Origin of the sequence: Christiangramia echinicola DSM 19838 (assembly GCF_000423065.1) — a bacterium.
In the GTDB taxonomy this organism is placed as follows: domain Bacteria; phylum Bacteroidota; class Bacteroidia; order Flavobacteriales; family Flavobacteriaceae; genus Christiangramia; species Christiangramia echinicola.
The window spans coordinates 670,465-687,739 of sequence record NZ_AUHG01000011.1 but is presented as its reverse complement, the minus strand read 5'-3'; the positions used below and the strand labels follow the sequence as shown (position 1 = coordinate 687,739).

Sequence of the window (17,275 nt, the reverse complement as noted above, 5' to 3'; positions counted from 1 at the left end):
TCACCATATTAAAATTCATCTGTCACACAGCCTTCTGAAGCTGATGCCACTGTTTTTGCATATTTATAGAGTACACCTCCGGTCACCTTGAAAGCTGGTGCTTTCCAGGCTTCTTTCCGTTTTTTTATTTCTTCATCACTCAAATGAGCTTCAATTCTATTTGTTTCAGCATTGATACTTATCTCATCCCCGTCTTTAAGCAATCCAATAAGTCCACCTTGTTGAGCCTCCGGAGTGATATGACCTACTACAAAGCCGTGGGTTCCTCCTGAGAATCTTCCATCGGTGATCAGGGCTACTTCTTTCCCAAGTCCGGCACCCATAATTGCTGAAGTAGGCTTAAGCATTTCCGGCATTCCCGGGCCGCCTTTGGGGCCTTCATAGCGAATAACGACCACGTCTCCTTTTTGAACCTTTCCGGAGGAAATTCCTTCGTTAGCTTCAAATTCACCGTTAAATACTTTCGCTTTTCCTTTAAATTTCAAACCTTCCTTTCCCGTTATTTTAGCAACGGATCCATCAACAGCCAGATTACCGTATAGTATTCTGATGTGTCCGGTGGCCTTGATAGGTTTCTCCACAGGATGTATCACATCCTGATCGAAAGGCATAGGTTCCACATTTTCAAGATTTTCGGCAATCGTTTTACCGGTAACGGTCATGCATTCGCCATGAAGTAATCCTTTTTCAAGCATATATTTCATCACAGCTGGGATTCCTCCTATCCTGTGAATATCTTCCATCAAATATTTTCCACTTGGTTTAAGATCTGCCAGAAATGGAGTCTCTTCGCAGATCCTTTCAAAATCCTTTAACCCGAAACTGATCTCTGCAGCCTTGGCAATAGCCAGAAAATGAAGAACTGCATTGGTAGAACCTCCAAGAACTGTAAGCAATCTAATAGCGTTTTCTAAAGATTTCGCGGTTACTATATCTTTTGGCTTTAAATCCTTTTCCAGCAAAAGTTCCATTGCCTCACCGGCTTTAACACTTTCCTGAATTTTTTCAGGACCGGTAGCTGGATTTGAACTATTAAAAGGAAGGCTCATCCCTAAAGCCTCAATTGCTGAAGCCATCGTATTGGCCGTATACATTCCCCCGCAGGCACCAGCACCAGGGCATGCCTTTTCTATCACCTGTTGATATTCTTCTTCCTGCATTTCTCCGGAAACTTTAGATCCCCAGGCTTCAAATGCAGAAACCACGTCCAGTTTTTTACCATTATGACAACCTGAAGCTATTGTTCCGCCATATACCAGAACTGAAGGACGGTTCAATCTTAACATAGCCATTAAGGCACCGGGCATATTCTTATCGCAACCAACTACAGTTACCAACCCATCATAAGACATCCCGCCAACTACAGTTTCCATTGAATCGGCAATTAGATCACGGGAAGGAAGCGAATAGCGCATCCCAGCCGTTCCCATAGAAATACCATCACTTACTCCAATTGTATTGAAGATCAATCCGTTTATACCTGCCTGCTGAGTGCCTTTTTTGACTTCTTTTGCAAGGTCATTTAAGTGCATATTACAGGGATTACCTTCGTAACCGGTACTCCCAATTCCCACAAATGGTTTTTTAAGATCTTCCTTGCTTAATCCTATAGCATGAAGCATGGCCTGGGAAGCAGGTTGAGAATCGCTTTGTGTTATGGTGCTACTAAATTTGGTATTCATTTAATTCGTTTCGTTTTCAATAAGATTTAAAAATACTTGGTTCACTACAGTGTCCTGGCTAACTAACAATTGCTGAATTAAGCCCAAACAGTAATCAAAAAATATAACTATCTGTTTTTTAGATATTTACATCATTTTGTTTTACAATAGCTAATGGCTATGAATACTGCAAAACTTAGAAACAGGAAATAAAAAAAGCCATCTATAAAGATGGCTTTGATTTATAATGAATAGAACGCACATCTCTCAGGGTCGATTTTCGAAAACGAAAAGGACCTCAATAATTGATGCGATAATGTTCTGAACTGCTGTAATCATATTTCTAAAGTAAAAAATAAAATTTAATAACCTGAAAATATGATCATTAAATTTATTTTAAATCGATCATTGTGTCTTTCTGAAATTTTTCAGAATCTCATTTTCTTGTAATAGTTTAGAGACCCTGAATCAAGTTCAGGGTGACGGTCTTAAATCTAGGCCAGCCTTTCTTTACTTTTTCTTTTTAAGAGAATAAAGATCCTTTCTTCTATCCTTCATGTTTCTAACACTTCCGAAGTTATGAAGCTCTTTTAAAAGATCCAGGTCTACATCTACCAGTAAAGTACTTTCGGTATTCGGAGTTGCTTCAGCTTTGATCCCATTTACCGGAAAAGCAAAATCTGAAGGTGTTAAAACCGCACTTTGAGAATACTGAATATCCATATTATCAACTTTGGGTAGGTTTCCTACAGATCCAGCTATGGCAACATAACATTCATTTTCTACAGCCCTGGACTGAGCACAGATCTTCACACGGGAATATCCATTTTGAGTATCGGTCATAAATGGCACAAATAGAATATTCATTCCTTCTTCGGCCAGCAGTCTCGATAATTCCGGAAACTCTACATCATAACAGATCAAAACTCCAATTTTTCCACAATCGGTATCAAAAGTTTCCAGTTTATTCCCGCCTTTCATTCCCCAGGCAGTTTCTTCAGCCGGAGTGATATGAAGTTTTTCGTAACGTTCGTAACTACCGTCTCTTCGGCATAAATAACCTACATTATACATATGCTCTCCTTCAGGCAACGGCATACTCCCAGTAATGATATTAATGTTATAATTAATCGCGAATTCCCGGAAAGTCTCCAGTAATCTTTCGGTATAATCTGAAAGTCCACGAATTGCCTCAGGTTCAGATAAATGATTGAATTGAGCCATTAATGGCGCATTAAAGAGTTCAGGAAAAAGAATAAAATCGCTCTGGTAATTACTCACCGCGTCTACAAAGAATTCTATTTGTGAAACCAAGGCATCATAATCTTTAAAAAGACGCATTTGCCATTGCACCAGGCCAAGTCGTACAACCGTCTTAGTGGTGTTTACTAGCTTCTGAGGTTTGGTGTAATAGATGTTATTCCACTCCATTAAGGTGGCAAATTCCTTGCTTTCGTGATCTCCGGGCAAGTATCCTTTAATGACCTTTTTTACATGAAAATCATTTTTAAGCTGAAAGGATAAAACAGGATCATGTATTTCCTGTAGTTTGACTTTGTCTATATACTTTTTAGGAGTTAGTTCATGGGCATATTTAGAGAAATTAGGAATACGGCCTCCAAATATGATGGCCTTTAAATTGAGATGCTCGCATAGCTCTTTTCTGGCCTCATAAAGTCTACGTCCCAATCGCATTCCGCGGAATTCGGGATGAATAAATACATCAATCCCGTACAGAATATCTCCGTTCTTAGTATGCGTTGAAAAATTCTCTCCACCAAGGATCTCTTCGTAATTATGAGTATCATCGAATTTATCATAATCTACAATAATAGAAAGTGCGCAACCGGCAATACGGTTATCTATAACGATACATAGTTGCCCTTCAGGGAATTTATTTACCAGGGTTTTTATCTCTCCTTTACTCCAGTATTCATCAGGCATGGCCTGATAACTCTTCACCATAGAGATCTTTAATTCCTCGTAGTCTTTAACCTGTAAATTTCTTAGTTCTATTTTTGCTGAATCTATCACGGCAATGTAATTTTTGGATACGCGAAGATACTGCAGAATATGCAGTTATATAATTTGAAAATAGAGATTTGAATTAAAGTATTCTTAAACTTCGCAAATACCTTCCTTAATAGCGAAAATCACCAGACCAACCCTACTCTTTACATGCAATTTACTGAATAGACTTTCACGATAATTTTCCACGGTTTTAGGGCTCAGGTTCATTTCACCTGCAATGGCCTTATAGGTAAGCTCGCTGCAAGCGTGATTTAAAAACTCTAATTCCCGGTGGGTAAGTTCTTCATATTTCTGCTTTCTCTCGTCTCTGCTCAGAGCTTCAGAAATTGTTTTATTAGAATAATATCCAGTACGATCTATGGCATTCAAGGCATGCTCAAATTCTTCAGGATCAATATCTTTTAAAAGGTATCCTCTACAGCCTAATCTTATCATTTTAATAATGGTTTCGTCTTCCTGATCTACAGTAAGAGTAAGCACCTTTTGATCAGGATGCTGCTCTTTTAACCACTTCATGGTTTGCATTCCATCCATAACCGGCATACGCATATCAAGTAGAATAAGATCTGGCATGGAATTCCCTGCCTGAAGGTAATTTACAAGCTCTTCTCCGTTTTTACAAACTTCTATTACTTCAAAACCGTCGAAAGAACTGACTAGTATTTGAAGGGATTGTGCAAAAAGTTTATGATCATCAACGATAATAATCGTCTTGTTCATATTAGTTCATCTTGGTTGGATATCGTAAAGATAAAGAAGTTCCTTTACCTATCGAAGAATTTAAATTAAAATCGGAGTGAATCATCTCTGCACGGCTTCGCATATTAAGTAGCCCGGCACCAGATTCTTCTTTCTCCATGTCAAAGCCACGACCATCTTCAATCGCTTCAATAAAAATTGCATCCTCAACATACTCGAATTTCACCTTAAGATTAGAGGCACCAGCATATTTAATAACATTAGAAAAGTATTCCTGAAGAATTCTAAAAAGAATAATGCTATGCTCTTGTGGAATAGTGTAACCTTCTCCTATTATTTCCAGTCGTGCTGCAACAACTTCAAGTCTATTAAAACGATCTATCTCATTTTTCACAGAGGCTTCAAGGCCTACGTATTCTATCACTTCATTATTTAAGGATCTTGAAAGTGCCCTTATCTCTGCAAGGGAATTTGCTACAAGATCTTTAACTTCGAGAAAACCATTTTTATTCTCCTCGGTAACTTTTTTATTCAGAACATTGAGCTGCATACTTGCCACGGCTAATAATTGACCGATATTATCATGCAATTCCCAGCTAACATTCTTTAATGTGGCTTCCTGTATCTCTAATCTCGCAGTAGTAAGTTCATTTTTAAACTCCTGTTCGGCCTGAAATTTCTCCTGAAGAATTTTATTCTTCCTTCTTTGGTAAGTTATAAAGAATAAAATAGTGAACCCTGCCAGAAATAAGATCACGAGTATAAAATAAATAATGAGTAAGATCTCTTCTTTTCGAAGCATGTTATTAATTGATTAGCACAACAATGTTACATAAAATAATACATAAGCTAGAAAAACCTGATTCAACTATTTTTAACCGATTGGCCTTTTCCATTTCTATTCATTCTATAATCCATATAGAATCCTAGCGAAAATAAGGAATACAGAAAAATGCTCGCATAACGATGAATTAATGTATGAAGCTCTATGTAAAGAGGATTTTTCAGACTGAAAAAGCTACTATAAATATCAAGAGGAACCATACACAGGCTCCAGAGAATCATTCCGAAAGAAATATAGAATCTAATATCACCATAAAAAGTAAGTATACGATCTGATCTCAGAATTTCTACATAAAATGAACCTACACTAATAAGGATTATAAAGGTTCCAATGATATTTACATAGGGATCATATGCATTGAAAAATTCTCCGATAGTAAAAAAACTAATGATACTCAAGACCGGGTAAACTAAAAGGATATAAATAAGATTTCGTCTTAATTCATGATTTCTCAGTGCCTTGATATATATCCATGAAACACACAGCGTCGTGATAATTTTAAGAATATTAGCCCACCATACATTTCTTCGAAAAGGGGAATCCTTATAAAAACCGAGAATCTCATATTCTTCAAGATAGGCCCAAATAGGTAAATAGGCATAAATCTCTAAGAATACTATTAAAACCAGATAATAGACAAATAGTTTAATCTCTAATGCCGTACTCTCTGATTTTCTTAAAAACCATAATCCGAAAAGTGCCGCGATTATTTCGAATATCGTCCCAATGTATAATTTTGTTTCTAGAAGAAATTCTATCAGCTTCACACAAACGCAGAATTAACGGTTACCGGTAAAGATATCAGGTATTTTGTAATAACCATTTTTTCCTGTACCTATAATCCATATAAAAGCCCATAGCAAACATGGAATACATAAAAATGTTAGTATATCTTACCAGGTCATAAAACAATTCAAGAAAAGCATCATTCCTTTCATTGAAATAGGCTCCATATATACTAATGGGTACCCTCACCAGGTAGGAAATGGTAACGCCTATGGCAACGTAAAAAAATAGATTTTTATAAAAGGTAAGTACCTTATCACTAATCATCATATCAAAAAAATAGAAGAATACAGATAATACGATCAAAAAAGCCCCTAACATGTCATTCAACATAAGGTCCCCAGTAAAAAAATCATCACTTAAATACATATTTAGAACTGCAATTATCAGATAACCCATCATACTCCATTTGAGTAAATATTTCATTCTTCTTCCAGATAATTGGCTACGGAAAAGATAGGTATATATAAGAATAAAATAAACCTCTACTATATTGAAGTACCATTCATTGCGAACAAATGGTGTTCCCTTTATGAATCCAAATAATTCGTAGTTACTGAAATACGCCAGTGCGGCATATCCACCAAGTATATCTATTAACAGGACAGACCATAAGAATCTTACGAAAATTTTATAATCAGAATTTTCCCGGTTAGTTTTTGTGAGAAAAATGCTGCCTGCTACGGCAGCAATTAATTCCATTAGATGAGTAATATAAATTTTCGTTTCGAAAATATAAATAAGATATTCTTTCATTTAAAGATAAACTTCTCTACGGCGTTCACCGGCAGAGGAACAGTTATTATAATTTAATTCATTTAAGCATTCGGGTCATAAGGTGCAGGAGGAATTCTTCCTGTTCCTGAATTATATGGATCTGTATCATAATCGTTCACGTTTTCTATAGCATCAACCCTTTCTTCACTGGCACCTCTGGTTGGAGCAAGAAAAACAGTACAGGAATTATTGGCCGGCCCTATGTTTTTACCATAATTCCCAAAATAAATTCGAATACCCGGATTATCCTTTATTTTATCCTTGACGTACTTTAAATATTTTTCTAGTTCATCTACACTAAACCAGGTTTCATAAGTATCCTCAAATCCAGCACTTCTAATAGCCTTTCCCGGGCTCTTTGAATTACCAGGTTGTTTGGAACCTGTCCAGTTTTCACACATTCGTTTAGCGTCATCTTTAGGAATTCTTTGCCCCATAATTATCAGATCTAATTAAATAATTGATTAATTGAATGTTAAAAATATAATTATTTAGAACTATTTCTACTTTCAGACTGAATAAAGGGGAAATTTCCCCTTTTGACCATTGATCTTCTAACCTATATTTGTTTCAGTCATTTTAGTAAAGCTAAAGTGTTTTGGGGCAAAAAAGTGCTAACCAAGGTTTGTTATAGTTCTGAGTAGGGTCTTTTCTATAACATAAAACCACGGTGGCACTTTTTTATGTTTAATGAATTTACATTTAGAAATTAGGATATTCTTTTCTAAAAAGGCCGACCTTTTCTCCAGGTAATTTTTGAGCTAATACCTGTATTCCATATTCCGAAAGCTGTAATATCCTGGGGTATCCACCAGTAGTCTGGCAATCTCTCATAAGTAGAATTAGCTTTCCTGAAGGTGTTAATTGAACGGTTCCCGGCATTACAGGACCGGTTATTATAGGTTCCAGCTCATTTTCAAAATCTTCTTTAAATTGAACCGCCATTCGATTACTGGTTTCTTCAATTGTATATTCAGAATTAAAAATTGTTTTCTGCTGGTCTACCGATAATTTATCATATTCAGGTCCAGGATAAACTTCTATTTCTTTGGAAAGCACATAGTCAGATTCAATTTTTAAGGAAGAGTAAGTATCAACTTCTACCAAATTCTCTGAGGAATAATGCAACTTCATTCCCTTCGTCAACCTGATATTCTCTGTAAGACCTTCATACCAGCTACTACTACCCATAAGCTCTTCAGAAATAAATCCGCCCAGGATTCCCATATAAGCACGGAAACCTGACCTTGGCTTACCAAATTTCAACTCATCTCCAGCATTTATTTCAATACGCTCGTTCATCGGAATTAAATTTCCGTTCAAGCTTGCAGAAAGATCTGCTCCACTAATAGAAATTGAAGTTGACTCAGTAAATTTTAAATGCGGCCCCTGCATGGTAAATTCCAGCACTCCGGTGTCTTCAGGATTACCCAGTACCAAATTACAAATTCGCATAGCATATCTATCCATTACACCACTAGCCGGGACACCATATTTTTGATATCCGAATCTACCCAGATCCTGAATACTTGAAAACAAACCTGGTTGTAAAATTTCAATTTCAGCCTTCATAATTTTCAAATTTCAAAGTGTAATTTTGATCTGCGATTTCCTTTTCAATTTCGACAAATTCATTTTTAGAAACAGCAACAAATCTAATTTTATCACCAGCTGAAAATTTAGTTGGAGGATCTTCATTTTTATTGAATAAATCAATAGGAGTTTTACCTAAAATCTGCCATCCTCCAGGACTGGATTTCGGGTAAATTCCTGTTTGATTTTCACCTATACCAACGGCACCTTTTTCAACAGATTTGCGGGGTGATTTTTTTCTTGAAATATGAAGTCTTTTATCAAGACCTCCCAGGTATAAAAAACCGGGTAAGAAACCTATAAAATAGATCTGATATAAAGGAGCTGTGTGAAGTTCAATTATATCTTCTATGGTGAGATTATTTGCTTTAGAAATATACTCCAGATCGAGACCAAAATCCTTGTCATAACAAACCGGGATTTGAAAAATTTTATAGTTCGATTTTTTTGGTATATTAGCCTGCCTTACGAGGCCTTTTAAGCGCAAAACCTCTCCATAGACATCTTCTATAGTGAATAGGTAACTAATTAATAACGAGTTGTATGTATTAATTACCTCAACCTTTTGTTTAAAGTTTGATTTTTCTATCTTTTTCTTAAAGAAAAGGACTTTTTCCAGCGATCCAGAACTAATTTCTCCACCAAAATCTATTAGTATAGAGCGGTCTCCAAGTGGTGATATTTGAGGATATTTTGACATTAAGTATTCTTTACTCCTATTCCTTTTTCAGCAAACTTTTTATGCAAAAATTGAATAATCTCCAGGGAAGAAGGAGTGTCACTATGCACACAAAAAGTATCAGCTTTTCCATCTATTTCAATACCGGAATTGGTGATGATTTTTCTATCATTATATAGGGAGAAAACATGTTTAAAAACCTCTTCTTTTTCGGTGATCAAAGCATGCCCTTCAGAACGTGAAACCAGGCTGAAATTTTCATTATAATTCCTGTCTGCAAATGCCTCAAAAACCAGGTCGAATTTCCCCATCGCAAATTCAGAAATCTTGGAATTTAGAGGAACAAATATCTTGAAATCATCCTCGAGATCCTGGAGACATTCAACAATTAACCGGGCAATTTTTTCATCTTTTGCGGCATCATTATAGAGTGCACCGTGAAGTTTAATATGAGTCATTTTTCCGCCTTCAGATTCTGCGATCTGTTTCAAACTTAAAACCTGACCTTCTATGGAGAGCTTAAGATCTTCTGCAGACATTTCGAGATGATTTCTGCCAAAGTTCTTACGATCTGGATATGATGGATGGGCACCAATTTCTACATTATTCTCCATGGCCAGTCTAACGGTTCTATGCATGCTTTCTAAATTACCTGCATGACCTCCACAGGCAATATTACAGGCAGAAATCAATGGCATAAGCTCCTCATCAAAATCTCCGCCTTCTCCAAGGTCACAATTAATATGAATCATCCTTTTCATCTGTTTATAATTATTTTTTTAATCTGTAAGATGCGCCCTATAACTAGATATCAAATTCTTCTAAAGGCTGATCTTATAAGTTCTGAATTACATTAAAAATAGACTTCACACCTAGAAAAATTGCCAATGTTATTACTACGCCCCCTATCAGGTTTTGGAGAAAATTATTTCTGTGCTTACCTAAAACAGATCTTTGGTTCACTATCCAAAATAAGAAAATCGCAATGACTGGCAGCACCAGGCCATTGGCAATTTGGGCAAATTGTATAATTTCAACCGGCTTTACTCCTAGAGATGAAAACAATACTCCAAGAATTATAATGATCATCCAGACCATTTTAAATTTAGCCGACTGCATTCCTCCTTTCCATCCCAAGCACCCTTGCACAACATAGGCTGCAGCAAGCGGAGCAGTAATAGAAGAGGTGATCCCGGCAGCCAGAAGTCCTACGGCAAGGAAAATAGTAGCCGAACTACCAAATAATGGTTCCAGTCCTACGGCAAGATCTGCAGCACTTTCAATATTACTAATATTTGAAGCTGCGGCACATACTACTATAGCCATTGACACCAATCCACCCAGCATAAGAGAAAAAACCAGCTCCTTTCTAACGGCTCCCAGAAATTTGGGACCACTCCACTTTTCACTTACCAGTGAAGCATGTAGAAAAAGGTTATAAGGAACTACCGTAGTCCCGACCAGAGCTATAATGGTTAACAGACCAGAATCGAAAGATCCGGGTACAAATCCTTTTAAAACCTCAGATAGATCAGGCTTAGTTAGAAATGCTGTTAAAATGAAAGCTATACTCATTAAGAGAACCAGGGCTATAAATACTTTTTCAAGTTTTTTATAGCTCCCCAGGTAAAGAAGAGAAAAAGCGACCCCTCCTATTATTAAACTCCAGATATTGATGCTGAATGCACCAATTTCAAAATTAACCGAAGAAAAAACAGCTTCGGCTCCCAAAACTGCACCGGTGATATTCCCTGCTTCATAAGCCGCATTACCAATCACAATGGCTGAGAAAATAAGAAATAGAATAAAGATCCTGATCACAGGATTTTTCATTTCATCACGGATGCAGTCACTTAAACCTTTTCCGGAGATCAGACCTAAACGAGCCGACATTTCCTGAAGTACAATACAGGCAAATATTGAAATTAATAATGCCCATAATAGCGTATAGCCGAAGTTCACCCCGGCTATACTACAAATAGTTACAGTTCCGGGCCCAATAAATGCCGCTGAAACCAATATACCGGGCCCGAGATTTTTTAAAAATTTTTTCACTTCTTCACATTCATCTGTGCTTCCTGTAAAGCATAAATAGCGAAGGTTCCAAGCCAGTGTCCTCCTTCATAACTATCACCTACAACATTAGGAAAGGAATAAGCGATATGCTCATTGGCAAGGCTTTTTAGATGCCCGAAGTTATCAGGGTATTGCTTTGCCAGACCATAGAATATCCAGGCACGACTAAAATTAAGACCATCAAGATGCACTAATTTCCCGTCGGTTCTATCTGAAACCTCGGCCACTTCCATCTCAAAATCTTTATTCTTTAACTGAGGCATAAAATCATCTACCCATAAACTAAAAGCATTTTTAGGCAACACCCTTCTCATAATATCAATTTCAGAAAGACAAGGTGATAGAAAATCATATCCTCCAGGTTCCCAGGTAACAGGACAGTCATCATCTTTCAAATAAAAATCCTGAGCCCTTTTCTTAAGGGTTTCCAGTAATTTTTCATTTTTTGTAGTTTCAGCATAATCATAAGCCATAGTAAGACCAAATGCGGTATTAGTATGCTCCCCTACTCTTATAGGATAATTAAGTTTAGGTAAAAACTGTATATATTTTTGCACAATAAGATCGGTCAAAGGTTGCAAATTACCTGATAACTCCTGGCCCATTGGATCTTCCCAAGTGTTAAGTTCCTCTTGCAGTTTAAGTAACCATGCCCAGCCATAAGTCCTTTCGAAGGATCCGCTTTCCTTACGTTCGAAATACTTAATTTCACCCTGGATATTCTGGGCTGAAAGTGAATTTTGTAGAGCTTCTCTAATCGCTTCTTTTCTTTCAATTTTTGGAAATTGTTTTAATAAGCTAACCAGAGACCAGTGTGCGTGCACTGATGAATGCCAATCAAAACATCCATAAAAGGCAGGATGTAATTCGTGAGGCTCACCTAAAGCTTCTTTATTTTCGAGTGTCTGTCCTAATTTATTTGGATATTCTGTATTTATACAACTTAGTGGTAATTCTACGAGTTTATTTGCTTCTTCTAAGTCAAGAATCACAGGTTCAGAAACAGCAAGTCCTTCTGGCAGGAGCCCTTCCACATCTAAACTATCATTATCGGTTTCATTAATTTCGGTTTCCTTAGCTTTATCTCCTTTACAGGAAAAAATTACAAGACATATTAATACAAGAAAAAATCTTTTCATCAGTTTAGGTTGTTGGTTTCCGAAGAAAAACTTCCGGAAAACGTAGATTGGTATTTACGGTCTTTCCAAAAATATAAAAAAGCCAGTTAGGTTTAGTTAATTAAAACTCAAGATATTCAGGCAAGCCAGCCTTCGCGATCTAAACTTCTATATTGAATGGCTTCGCTAATATGATCTCCTTTTACCCCCTCACTACCTTCAAGATCTGCAATACTCCTGGAAACCTTTAAAATTCGATCATAGGCCCTGGCTGAAAGGTTTAGACGTTCCATGGCAGTTTTCAACAGATTTTTGGATGCATCATCAAGTTTACAAAATTCAAGGATTTGCCTTGGTCCCATTTGAGCGTTATAATGGATGTGCTCCAGGGCTTCAAAGCGTTTTGTTTGAATTTCCCTGGCTCTGGTAACTCTTTCCCTGATCTTTATACTACTTTCTCCCTTTCTTTCCTCGCTTAACTTTTCAAAAGGCACAGGAGTCACTTCAATATGGATATCTATTCTATCTAAAAGCGGACCACTTATCTTGCTTAAATATCTTTGCATTTCATAAGGAGAAGAAGTCACCGGAGACCCCGGGTCATTGAAATACCCTCCGGGACTTGGATTCATACTCGCTACCAGCATGAAGCTGGAAGGATAGGTTACGGTGAATTTAGCTCTTGATATCGTAACCTCTCTGTCTTCCAAGGGCTGTCGCATAACTTCCAGCACACCCCTTTTAAATTCTGGTAATTCATCAAGAAATAGAACACCATTATGTGAGAGTGAAATCTCACCCGGTTGAGGGTATGCTCCACCTCCGACCAATGCAACATCAGAAATCGTATGATGCGGGCTTCTAAAAGGTCTTTGCGCCATTAATCCTATATTATCCCTGATCCTTCCTGCTACACTATGAATCTTAGTAGTTTCTAGAGCTTCCTGTAAGGTCATAGGCGGTAAAATAGTGGGCAGACGCTTAGCGAGCATCGTTTTTCCTGCACCTGGCGGACCAATAAGAATTATATTATGACCGCCGGCTGCAGCTATTTCCATGCAGCGTTTAATGGACTCCTGCCCTTTAACGTCTGCAAAATCATGTTCCAGATTATCTAAACTTTTAAAGAAGGTCTCTCTTGTATTTATCACCGTTTTTTCAAGATCCAAATCTCTATCAAAGAAATCTATTACCTGGGTTATATTATTCACTCCATACACATCAAGGCCAGATACTATAGCAGCTTCTCTGGCATTCTGCTCTGGTAATATAAAACCTTTAAATCCTTCTTTCTTAGCCTGGATAGCGATGGGAAGAGATCCACGAATAGGCTGCAGACTTCCATCAAGAGAAAGTTCTCCCATTATTAGGTACTCTGAAATGTTTTCTGCTTTTATCTGCCCTGAAGCGGCAAGTATACCTAAGGCAAAAGTTAGGTCATAGGCCGAACCCTCTTTTCGAAGATCTGCCGGAGCCATATTAATAATGATCTTTTTACCCGGCAGCTTGAATTTATTATTCTGAAGTGCAGCGGTGATCCTGTAACTGGATTCTTTTACGGCATTATCTGGAAGACCAACCAAATGATATCCAATCCCTGATGCCACATTAACTTCTACAGTGATCGTAGTGGCTTCTACCCCATAAACCGCACTGCCAAATACCTTTACCAGCATATTTTAATATATTTTTCAAAGGCAGGGTTTTTGAAATTATTTAATCATTTGAGATCCGAAATCTAGATCATTATTTTTCGGAATAATTTAATTTAGTTCGAACCTTCCCAGGTTCATTAAAATATTTCTTCAGGCTTAGAGAAAAAGTAGTACCATGTTCATCAGTACTTTTTAGATCTACCTTTCCACCGTGAGCGATGGCTACACTTTTCACAATAGTTAGCCCCATTCCCCAGCTTTCAAGTCTGGAATTATCAGTCTCTCTACCTCTTTTCAGGAATTCGAAGATCTCAGTTTGATGTTTTTCATCAATAGATTCTCCTTCATTGTGAACTCTAATAACAATATTTTCACGACTATCTTCTAGAATTACTCTTACAGGTTCATCCCGAGCACCATATTTAATGGCATTAGTAACAAGATTTTCAACGACTCGTCTAATAGCCGTACCGTCAAATACTCCAAAGGACTCTTTTGTATTAGATTGTAGAATTACCTCATTTAGATATATCTGGTTTGCTTCCTCACAAACCCATTTAATTTCTTCTATTATATCAATTGCTTCAAAATTAAGAGTGATTCCTTCACCTGCTTTTATACTTATAGCATCAAGTAATCCTTCAACCAGTTCAAGGGCTTTTTTAAGGCTACCCAATCCCATGGATTTTAACCTTTTTATCCTTTCTTTATCATCATCAGGGTCGATGATATCCAAAGCGAAATATGCTGCAGAAATAGGATTTCTTATGTCATGTGCCAGGGCGCCAATCAATTTCTCCCTCATCTCCTGTAACGAATCACTGAAAGAACTTGCCGATGTTAGCATCGCTGTTTCTAATGTATATTTAAGAACAATACCTACCTCCTTGGAATAGACTTCATTTTCCTCCAGTACCTCGGTTAATACACGATGAAAAATGACATATTCCTGAAGAATTTGCTTTACGGTATAATGAGAAGAGGTCGCACGATGACGTCCATGATCCAGACTATTTTTTATGATCTCATTATATTTCTCATTTCTTTCTACCTCCAGAAATCCATCATACCTTGTAAGGATTTCAGAAATATCATCCAGAACATTTGGCAACTGATTTCTTAAGGCAAGGTTACTAGAAATTTGAGAAGCAGAAATTTCATTTTTCACACGATCCTCCCAGGATTTCATAATCCTGTTACTATTAGATTTAATAATATCTGCTGCAGTTTTCATTTCTAACGCTTAGAGCCTTTTAAATTAAATTAAATTTTTGTCTTCCAGCTAATTACCAGCTTCAAAACTTAAAATTTGATTAAATAATTATAAAAAACACAAAAAGGCCTGCTGAGATAGCAGGCCTTTTAAATACATTAAAAAAATGAGTTTTAAGATACTTTAATCACGTTCTCACGATAATAATCGATCAGGGCGTCAATTGGTCTTCTAACAATATTCCCTAATTGTATTCCATAAGGTTGTAATACTGCTCGAATGATATCTTCACTAAAATATGCAATCGTTCCAATAAAATGCACCGGAACTGATGATACCTGAGGATAAGCCAGTACTCTCGAATGTACAAAATCTGTCAAACCTTCATGAAGTAACTTATAGAAATACCCGTTACGTTCATTGGTGAATATAAATTCAGCAAAATGTGCGAGATATGTATTTGGATTATCTTTTCTATAAAGATTCATTTTAATAGTATCTGAATTCAGGTCGAATTTTTCTTCGAACTTTTCAGCAATTTCGGGAGGCATACGCTTATAATAATAATCCCGGATCAATCGTTTTCCGAAATAATTACCACTAGCCTCATCCATCAAAATATAACCAAGTGAAGCAACTGCCTGATGAATATTTTCTCCATCAAAATAGCAACTGTTAGAACCAGTACCTAAAATACAAACAATTCCAGGCTCGGTAGTAGCAGCGTATACTGCGGCCACCATATCTTCCAGAACAAGTACCTCATCTGCATTAGTGAAATAATTCCCAATGATACTCTTTAATAATTCTCTGGGAGTTGGAGTACCAGCTCCGGCACCGTAGAAATGGACCTTTTCAACTTTATCTTTAATTTCGGCAAGCTCAGGATTTTCTGCAAGTCTTTCCTCCAGAACCGGTTCTTTAAAAACGGCTGGATTCAGACCCTTTGTTCTGGTCTTAAAAATCTGCTCCCCTTCATTATTCAGAAGTATCCAGTCACACTTGGTGGAACCTCCATCAGCAATTAAAATCATCTGTTCTTATGATTAATTAAAACCTGAAATAAACACAGTTAAGTCTACTAAATTTACAATTTAATCAGGTAAGACTGTGCTTATTTCAGATCTAAAAAATATTATAATGACGCTACGTGAGAAGCAAGGTCAATAAGTTTAGCCGAATAACCGTACTCATTATCGTACCATGCAATTAGCTTGAAGAAATTATCGTTCAAAGCAATACCAGCTCCAGCATCAAAATTACAGGTATGTGCATCTGATACAAAATCCTGGCTTACTACTTCTTCATCAGTATAAGAGATAACACCTTTAAATGCTCCACTTTCAGAAGCTTTTTTGAAAGCCGCTTTGATCTCATCATAAGATGTGCTCTTTTCTGTACGTACTGTAAGATCTACTACTGAAACATCTGTAGTTGGAACTCGAAAAGCCATCCCGGTAAGTTTTCCTTTTAAAGAAGGGATCACTTTAGTTACAGCTACTGCAGCTCCTGTAGAACTAGGAATGATATTAGCCATCGCGCTTCTTCCTAATCTAAAGTTCTTCTTTGATGGAGAATCTACTGTAAACTGTGTTGAAGTAGTTGCATGAACTGTAGTCATTAAACCTTCAACAAGTCCGAATTCATCATCGATCACTTTTGCTAGTGGCGCAAGACAGTTAGTAGTACAGGATGCGTTAGAGACAATATGATCATCTGCTGTTACATCCTTATGGTTTACTCCCATCACGAACATTGGTGCAGTTTTAGAAGGGGCCGAAATAACAACTTTCCTGGCTCCTGCATCTAAATGCGCTTTAGCATTGTCCAGGTCTGTGAAGATCCCAGTACAATCTAATACAACCTCTGCTCCTACATCTCCCCATTTAAGGTCTGCAGGATTCTTCTCTGAAGTTACTCGAATATTATTTCCGTTCACGATCAGGCTTCCGTCTTTAACTTCAACAGAACCATCAAATTTACCGTGTACCGAATCGTATATTAATAAATATGCCAGGTGATCTACATCTAGAAGATCATTGATAGCTACAACTTCTACATTCTCATTTTGAGCAGCAATTCGAAAAGCAATCCTTCCAATACGCCCAAATCCGTTAATTCCAATTTTTGTACTCATTTTCTT

16 protein-coding genes are annotated in these 17,275 nt (G+C 37.0%); all 16 read right to left on the bottom strand.

Translation table 11 applies throughout. From position 1 onward, the window contains the following. Positions 1 to 8: 8 nt before the first annotated feature. The 16 genes from ilvD to gap all read right to left on the bottom strand — a co-directional run bounded on the left by ilvD (position 9) and on the right by gap (position 17,269). Positions 9 to 1,682, bottom strand: a complete 1,674-nt coding sequence (ilvD, locus tag G530_RS0108250; RefSeq protein ID WP_026934082.1) for a dihydroxy-acid dehydratase — start codon at positions 1,680 to 1,682, stop codon at positions 9 to 11. 489 nt (positions 1,683 to 2,171) lie between these two features. Beyond that, on the bottom strand, positions 2,172 to 3,695 hold the full coding sequence (locus G530_RS0108245; protein ID WP_026934081.1) for a carbon-nitrogen hydrolase family protein: 1,524 nt from the start codon (positions 3,693 to 3,695) through the stop codon (positions 2,172 to 2,174). Positions 3,696 to 3,779: 84 nt separating this feature from the next. Next, complete coding sequence (locus G530_RS0108240) at positions 3,780 to 4,412, bottom strand: response regulator transcription factor (protein ID WP_026934080.1); 633 nt, start codon at positions 4,410 to 4,412, stop codon at positions 3,780 to 3,782. Between the two features lies 1 nt (position 4,413). Beyond that, on the bottom strand, positions 4,414 to 5,193 hold the full coding sequence (locus tag G530_RS0108235) for a sensor histidine kinase (RefSeq protein ID WP_035716025.1): 780 nt from the start codon (positions 5,191 to 5,193) through the stop codon (positions 4,414 to 4,416). A 62-nt stretch (positions 5,194 to 5,255) separates the two neighbouring features. After that, positions 5,256 to 6,002, bottom strand: coding sequence for a hypothetical protein (locus tag G530_RS0108230; RefSeq protein WP_026934078.1), 747 nt, complete (start codon positions 6,000 to 6,002; stop codon positions 5,256 to 5,258). A 34-nt stretch (positions 6,003 to 6,036) separates the two neighbouring features. Then, positions 6,037 to 6,723, bottom strand: coding sequence for a hypothetical protein (locus G530_RS0108225; protein ID WP_156888609.1), 687 nt, complete (start codon positions 6,721 to 6,723; stop codon positions 6,037 to 6,039). 116 nt (positions 6,724 to 6,839) lie between these two features. Next, on the bottom strand, positions 6,840 to 7,235 hold the full coding sequence (locus G530_RS0108220) for a hypothetical protein (RefSeq protein WP_026934076.1): 396 nt from the start codon (positions 7,233 to 7,235) through the stop codon (positions 6,840 to 6,842). Positions 7,236 to 7,500: 265 nt separating this feature from the next. After that, positions 7,501 to 8,370 (bottom strand): 5-oxoprolinase subunit C family protein, encoded by an 870-nt coding sequence (locus G530_RS0108215; protein WP_026934075.1) that lies wholly within the window; start codon positions 8,368 to 8,370, stop codon positions 7,501 to 7,503. Continuing rightward, positions 8,360 to 9,091 carry a 5-oxoprolinase subunit PxpB gene (pxpB, locus tag G530_RS0108210; RefSeq protein ID WP_026934074.1) on the bottom strand — a complete coding sequence of 244 codons (732 nt, stop codon included), beginning with the start codon at positions 9,089 to 9,091 and terminating at the stop codon, positions 8,360 to 8,362. The genes G530_RS0108215 and pxpB overlap by 11 nt, the downstream gene beginning before the upstream one ends. Beyond that, positions 9,091 to 9,831 (bottom strand): 5-oxoprolinase subunit PxpA, encoded by a 741-nt coding sequence (gene pxpA, locus G530_RS0108205; RefSeq protein WP_026934073.1) that lies wholly within the window; start codon positions 9,829 to 9,831, stop codon positions 9,091 to 9,093. Before pxpA ends, pxpB begins: the two co-directional genes overlap by 1 nt. Before the next feature lie 73 nt (positions 9,832 to 9,904). Continuing rightward, the gene (locus G530_RS0108200; protein WP_026934072.1) at positions 9,905 to 11,125 is read right to left on the bottom strand and encodes an Nramp family divalent metal transporter; all 1,221 of its coding nucleotides are present in this window, start codon (positions 11,123 to 11,125) and stop codon (positions 9,905 to 9,907) included. Next, positions 11,122 to 12,285: a DUF2891 domain-containing protein gene (locus tag G530_RS0108195; protein ID WP_026934071.1), complete on the bottom strand. Its 1,164-nt coding sequence runs from the start codon at positions 12,283 to 12,285 to the stop codon at positions 11,122 to 11,124. The genes G530_RS0108200 and G530_RS0108195 overlap by 4 nt, the downstream gene beginning before the upstream one ends. A 116-nt stretch (positions 12,286 to 12,401) precedes the next feature. Beyond that, positions 12,402 to 13,940 (bottom strand): YifB family Mg chelatase-like AAA ATPase, encoded by a 1,539-nt coding sequence (locus tag G530_RS0108190; protein ID WP_026934070.1) that lies wholly within the window; start codon positions 13,938 to 13,940, stop codon positions 12,402 to 12,404. A 70-nt stretch (positions 13,941 to 14,010) separates the two neighbouring features. After that, a complete protein-coding gene (locus tag G530_RS0108185; RefSeq protein ID WP_026934069.1) occupies positions 14,011 to 15,153 on the bottom strand; it encodes a sensor histidine kinase in 1,143 nt (380 codons plus the stop codon). Positions 15,154 to 15,305: 152 nt separating this feature from the next. Further along, positions 15,306 to 16,166, bottom strand: a complete 861-nt coding sequence (locus G530_RS0108180; protein WP_026934068.1) for an N-acetylglucosamine kinase — start codon at positions 16,164 to 16,166, stop codon at positions 15,306 to 15,308. Between the two features lie 101 nt (positions 16,167 to 16,267). Beyond that, a complete protein-coding gene (gap, locus tag G530_RS0108175) occupies positions 16,268 to 17,269 on the bottom strand; it encodes a type I glyceraldehyde-3-phosphate dehydrogenase (protein WP_026934067.1) in 1,002 nt (333 codons plus the stop codon). Positions 17,270 to 17,275 lie beyond the last annotated feature (6 nt).

What these genes read in the sequence shown, in the direction of transcription:
- G530_RS0108220 (WP_026934076.1), bottom strand. Translation starts at nt 7,235, where the DNA reads ATGGGGCAAAGAATTCCTAAAGATGACGCTAAACGAATGTGTGAAAAC.
- G530_RS0108215 (WP_026934075.1), bottom strand. Translation starts at nt 8,370, where the DNA reads ATGAAGGCTGAAATTGAAATTTTACAACCAGGTTTGTTTTCAAGTATT.
- ilvD (WP_026934082.1), bottom strand. Translation starts at nt 1,682, where the DNA reads ATGAATACCAAATTTAGTAGCACCATAACACAAAGCGATTCTCAACCT.
- gap (WP_026934067.1), bottom strand. Translation starts at nt 17,269, where the DNA reads ATGAGTACAAAAATTGGAATTAACGGATTTGGGCGTATTGGAAGGATT.
- G530_RS0108225 (WP_156888609.1), bottom strand. Translation starts at nt 6,723, where the DNA reads ATGGAATTAATTGCTGCCGTAGCAGGCAGCATTTTTCTCACAAAAACT.
- G530_RS0108185 (WP_026934069.1), bottom strand. Translation starts at nt 15,153, where the DNA reads ATGAAAACTGCAGCAGATATTATTAAATCTAATAGTAACAGGATTATG.
- G530_RS0108180 (WP_026934068.1), bottom strand. Translation starts at nt 16,166, where the DNA reads ATGATTTTAATTGCTGATGGAGGTTCCACCAAGTGTGACTGGATACTT.
- G530_RS0108190 (WP_026934070.1), bottom strand. Translation starts at nt 13,940, where the DNA reads ATGCTGGTAAAGGTATTTGGCAGTGCGGTTTATGGGGTAGAAGCCACT.
- G530_RS0108240 (WP_026934080.1), bottom strand. Translation starts at nt 4,412, where the DNA reads ATGAACAAGACGATTATTATCGTTGATGATCATAAACTTTTTGCACAA.
- G530_RS0108235 (WP_035716025.1), bottom strand. Translation starts at nt 5,193, where the DNA reads ATGCTTCGAAAAGAAGAGATCTTACTCATTATTTATTTTATACTCGTG.
- pxpA (WP_026934073.1), bottom strand. Translation starts at nt 9,831, where the DNA reads ATGAAAAGGATGATTCATATTAATTGTGACCTTGGAGAAGGCGGAGAT.
- G530_RS0108195 (WP_026934071.1), bottom strand. Translation starts at nt 12,285, where the DNA reads ATGAAAAGATTTTTTCTTGTATTAATATGTCTTGTAATTTTTTCCTGT.
- pxpB (WP_026934074.1), bottom strand. Translation starts at nt 9,091, where the DNA reads ATGTCAAAATATCCTCAAATATCACCACTTGGAGACCGCTCTATACTA.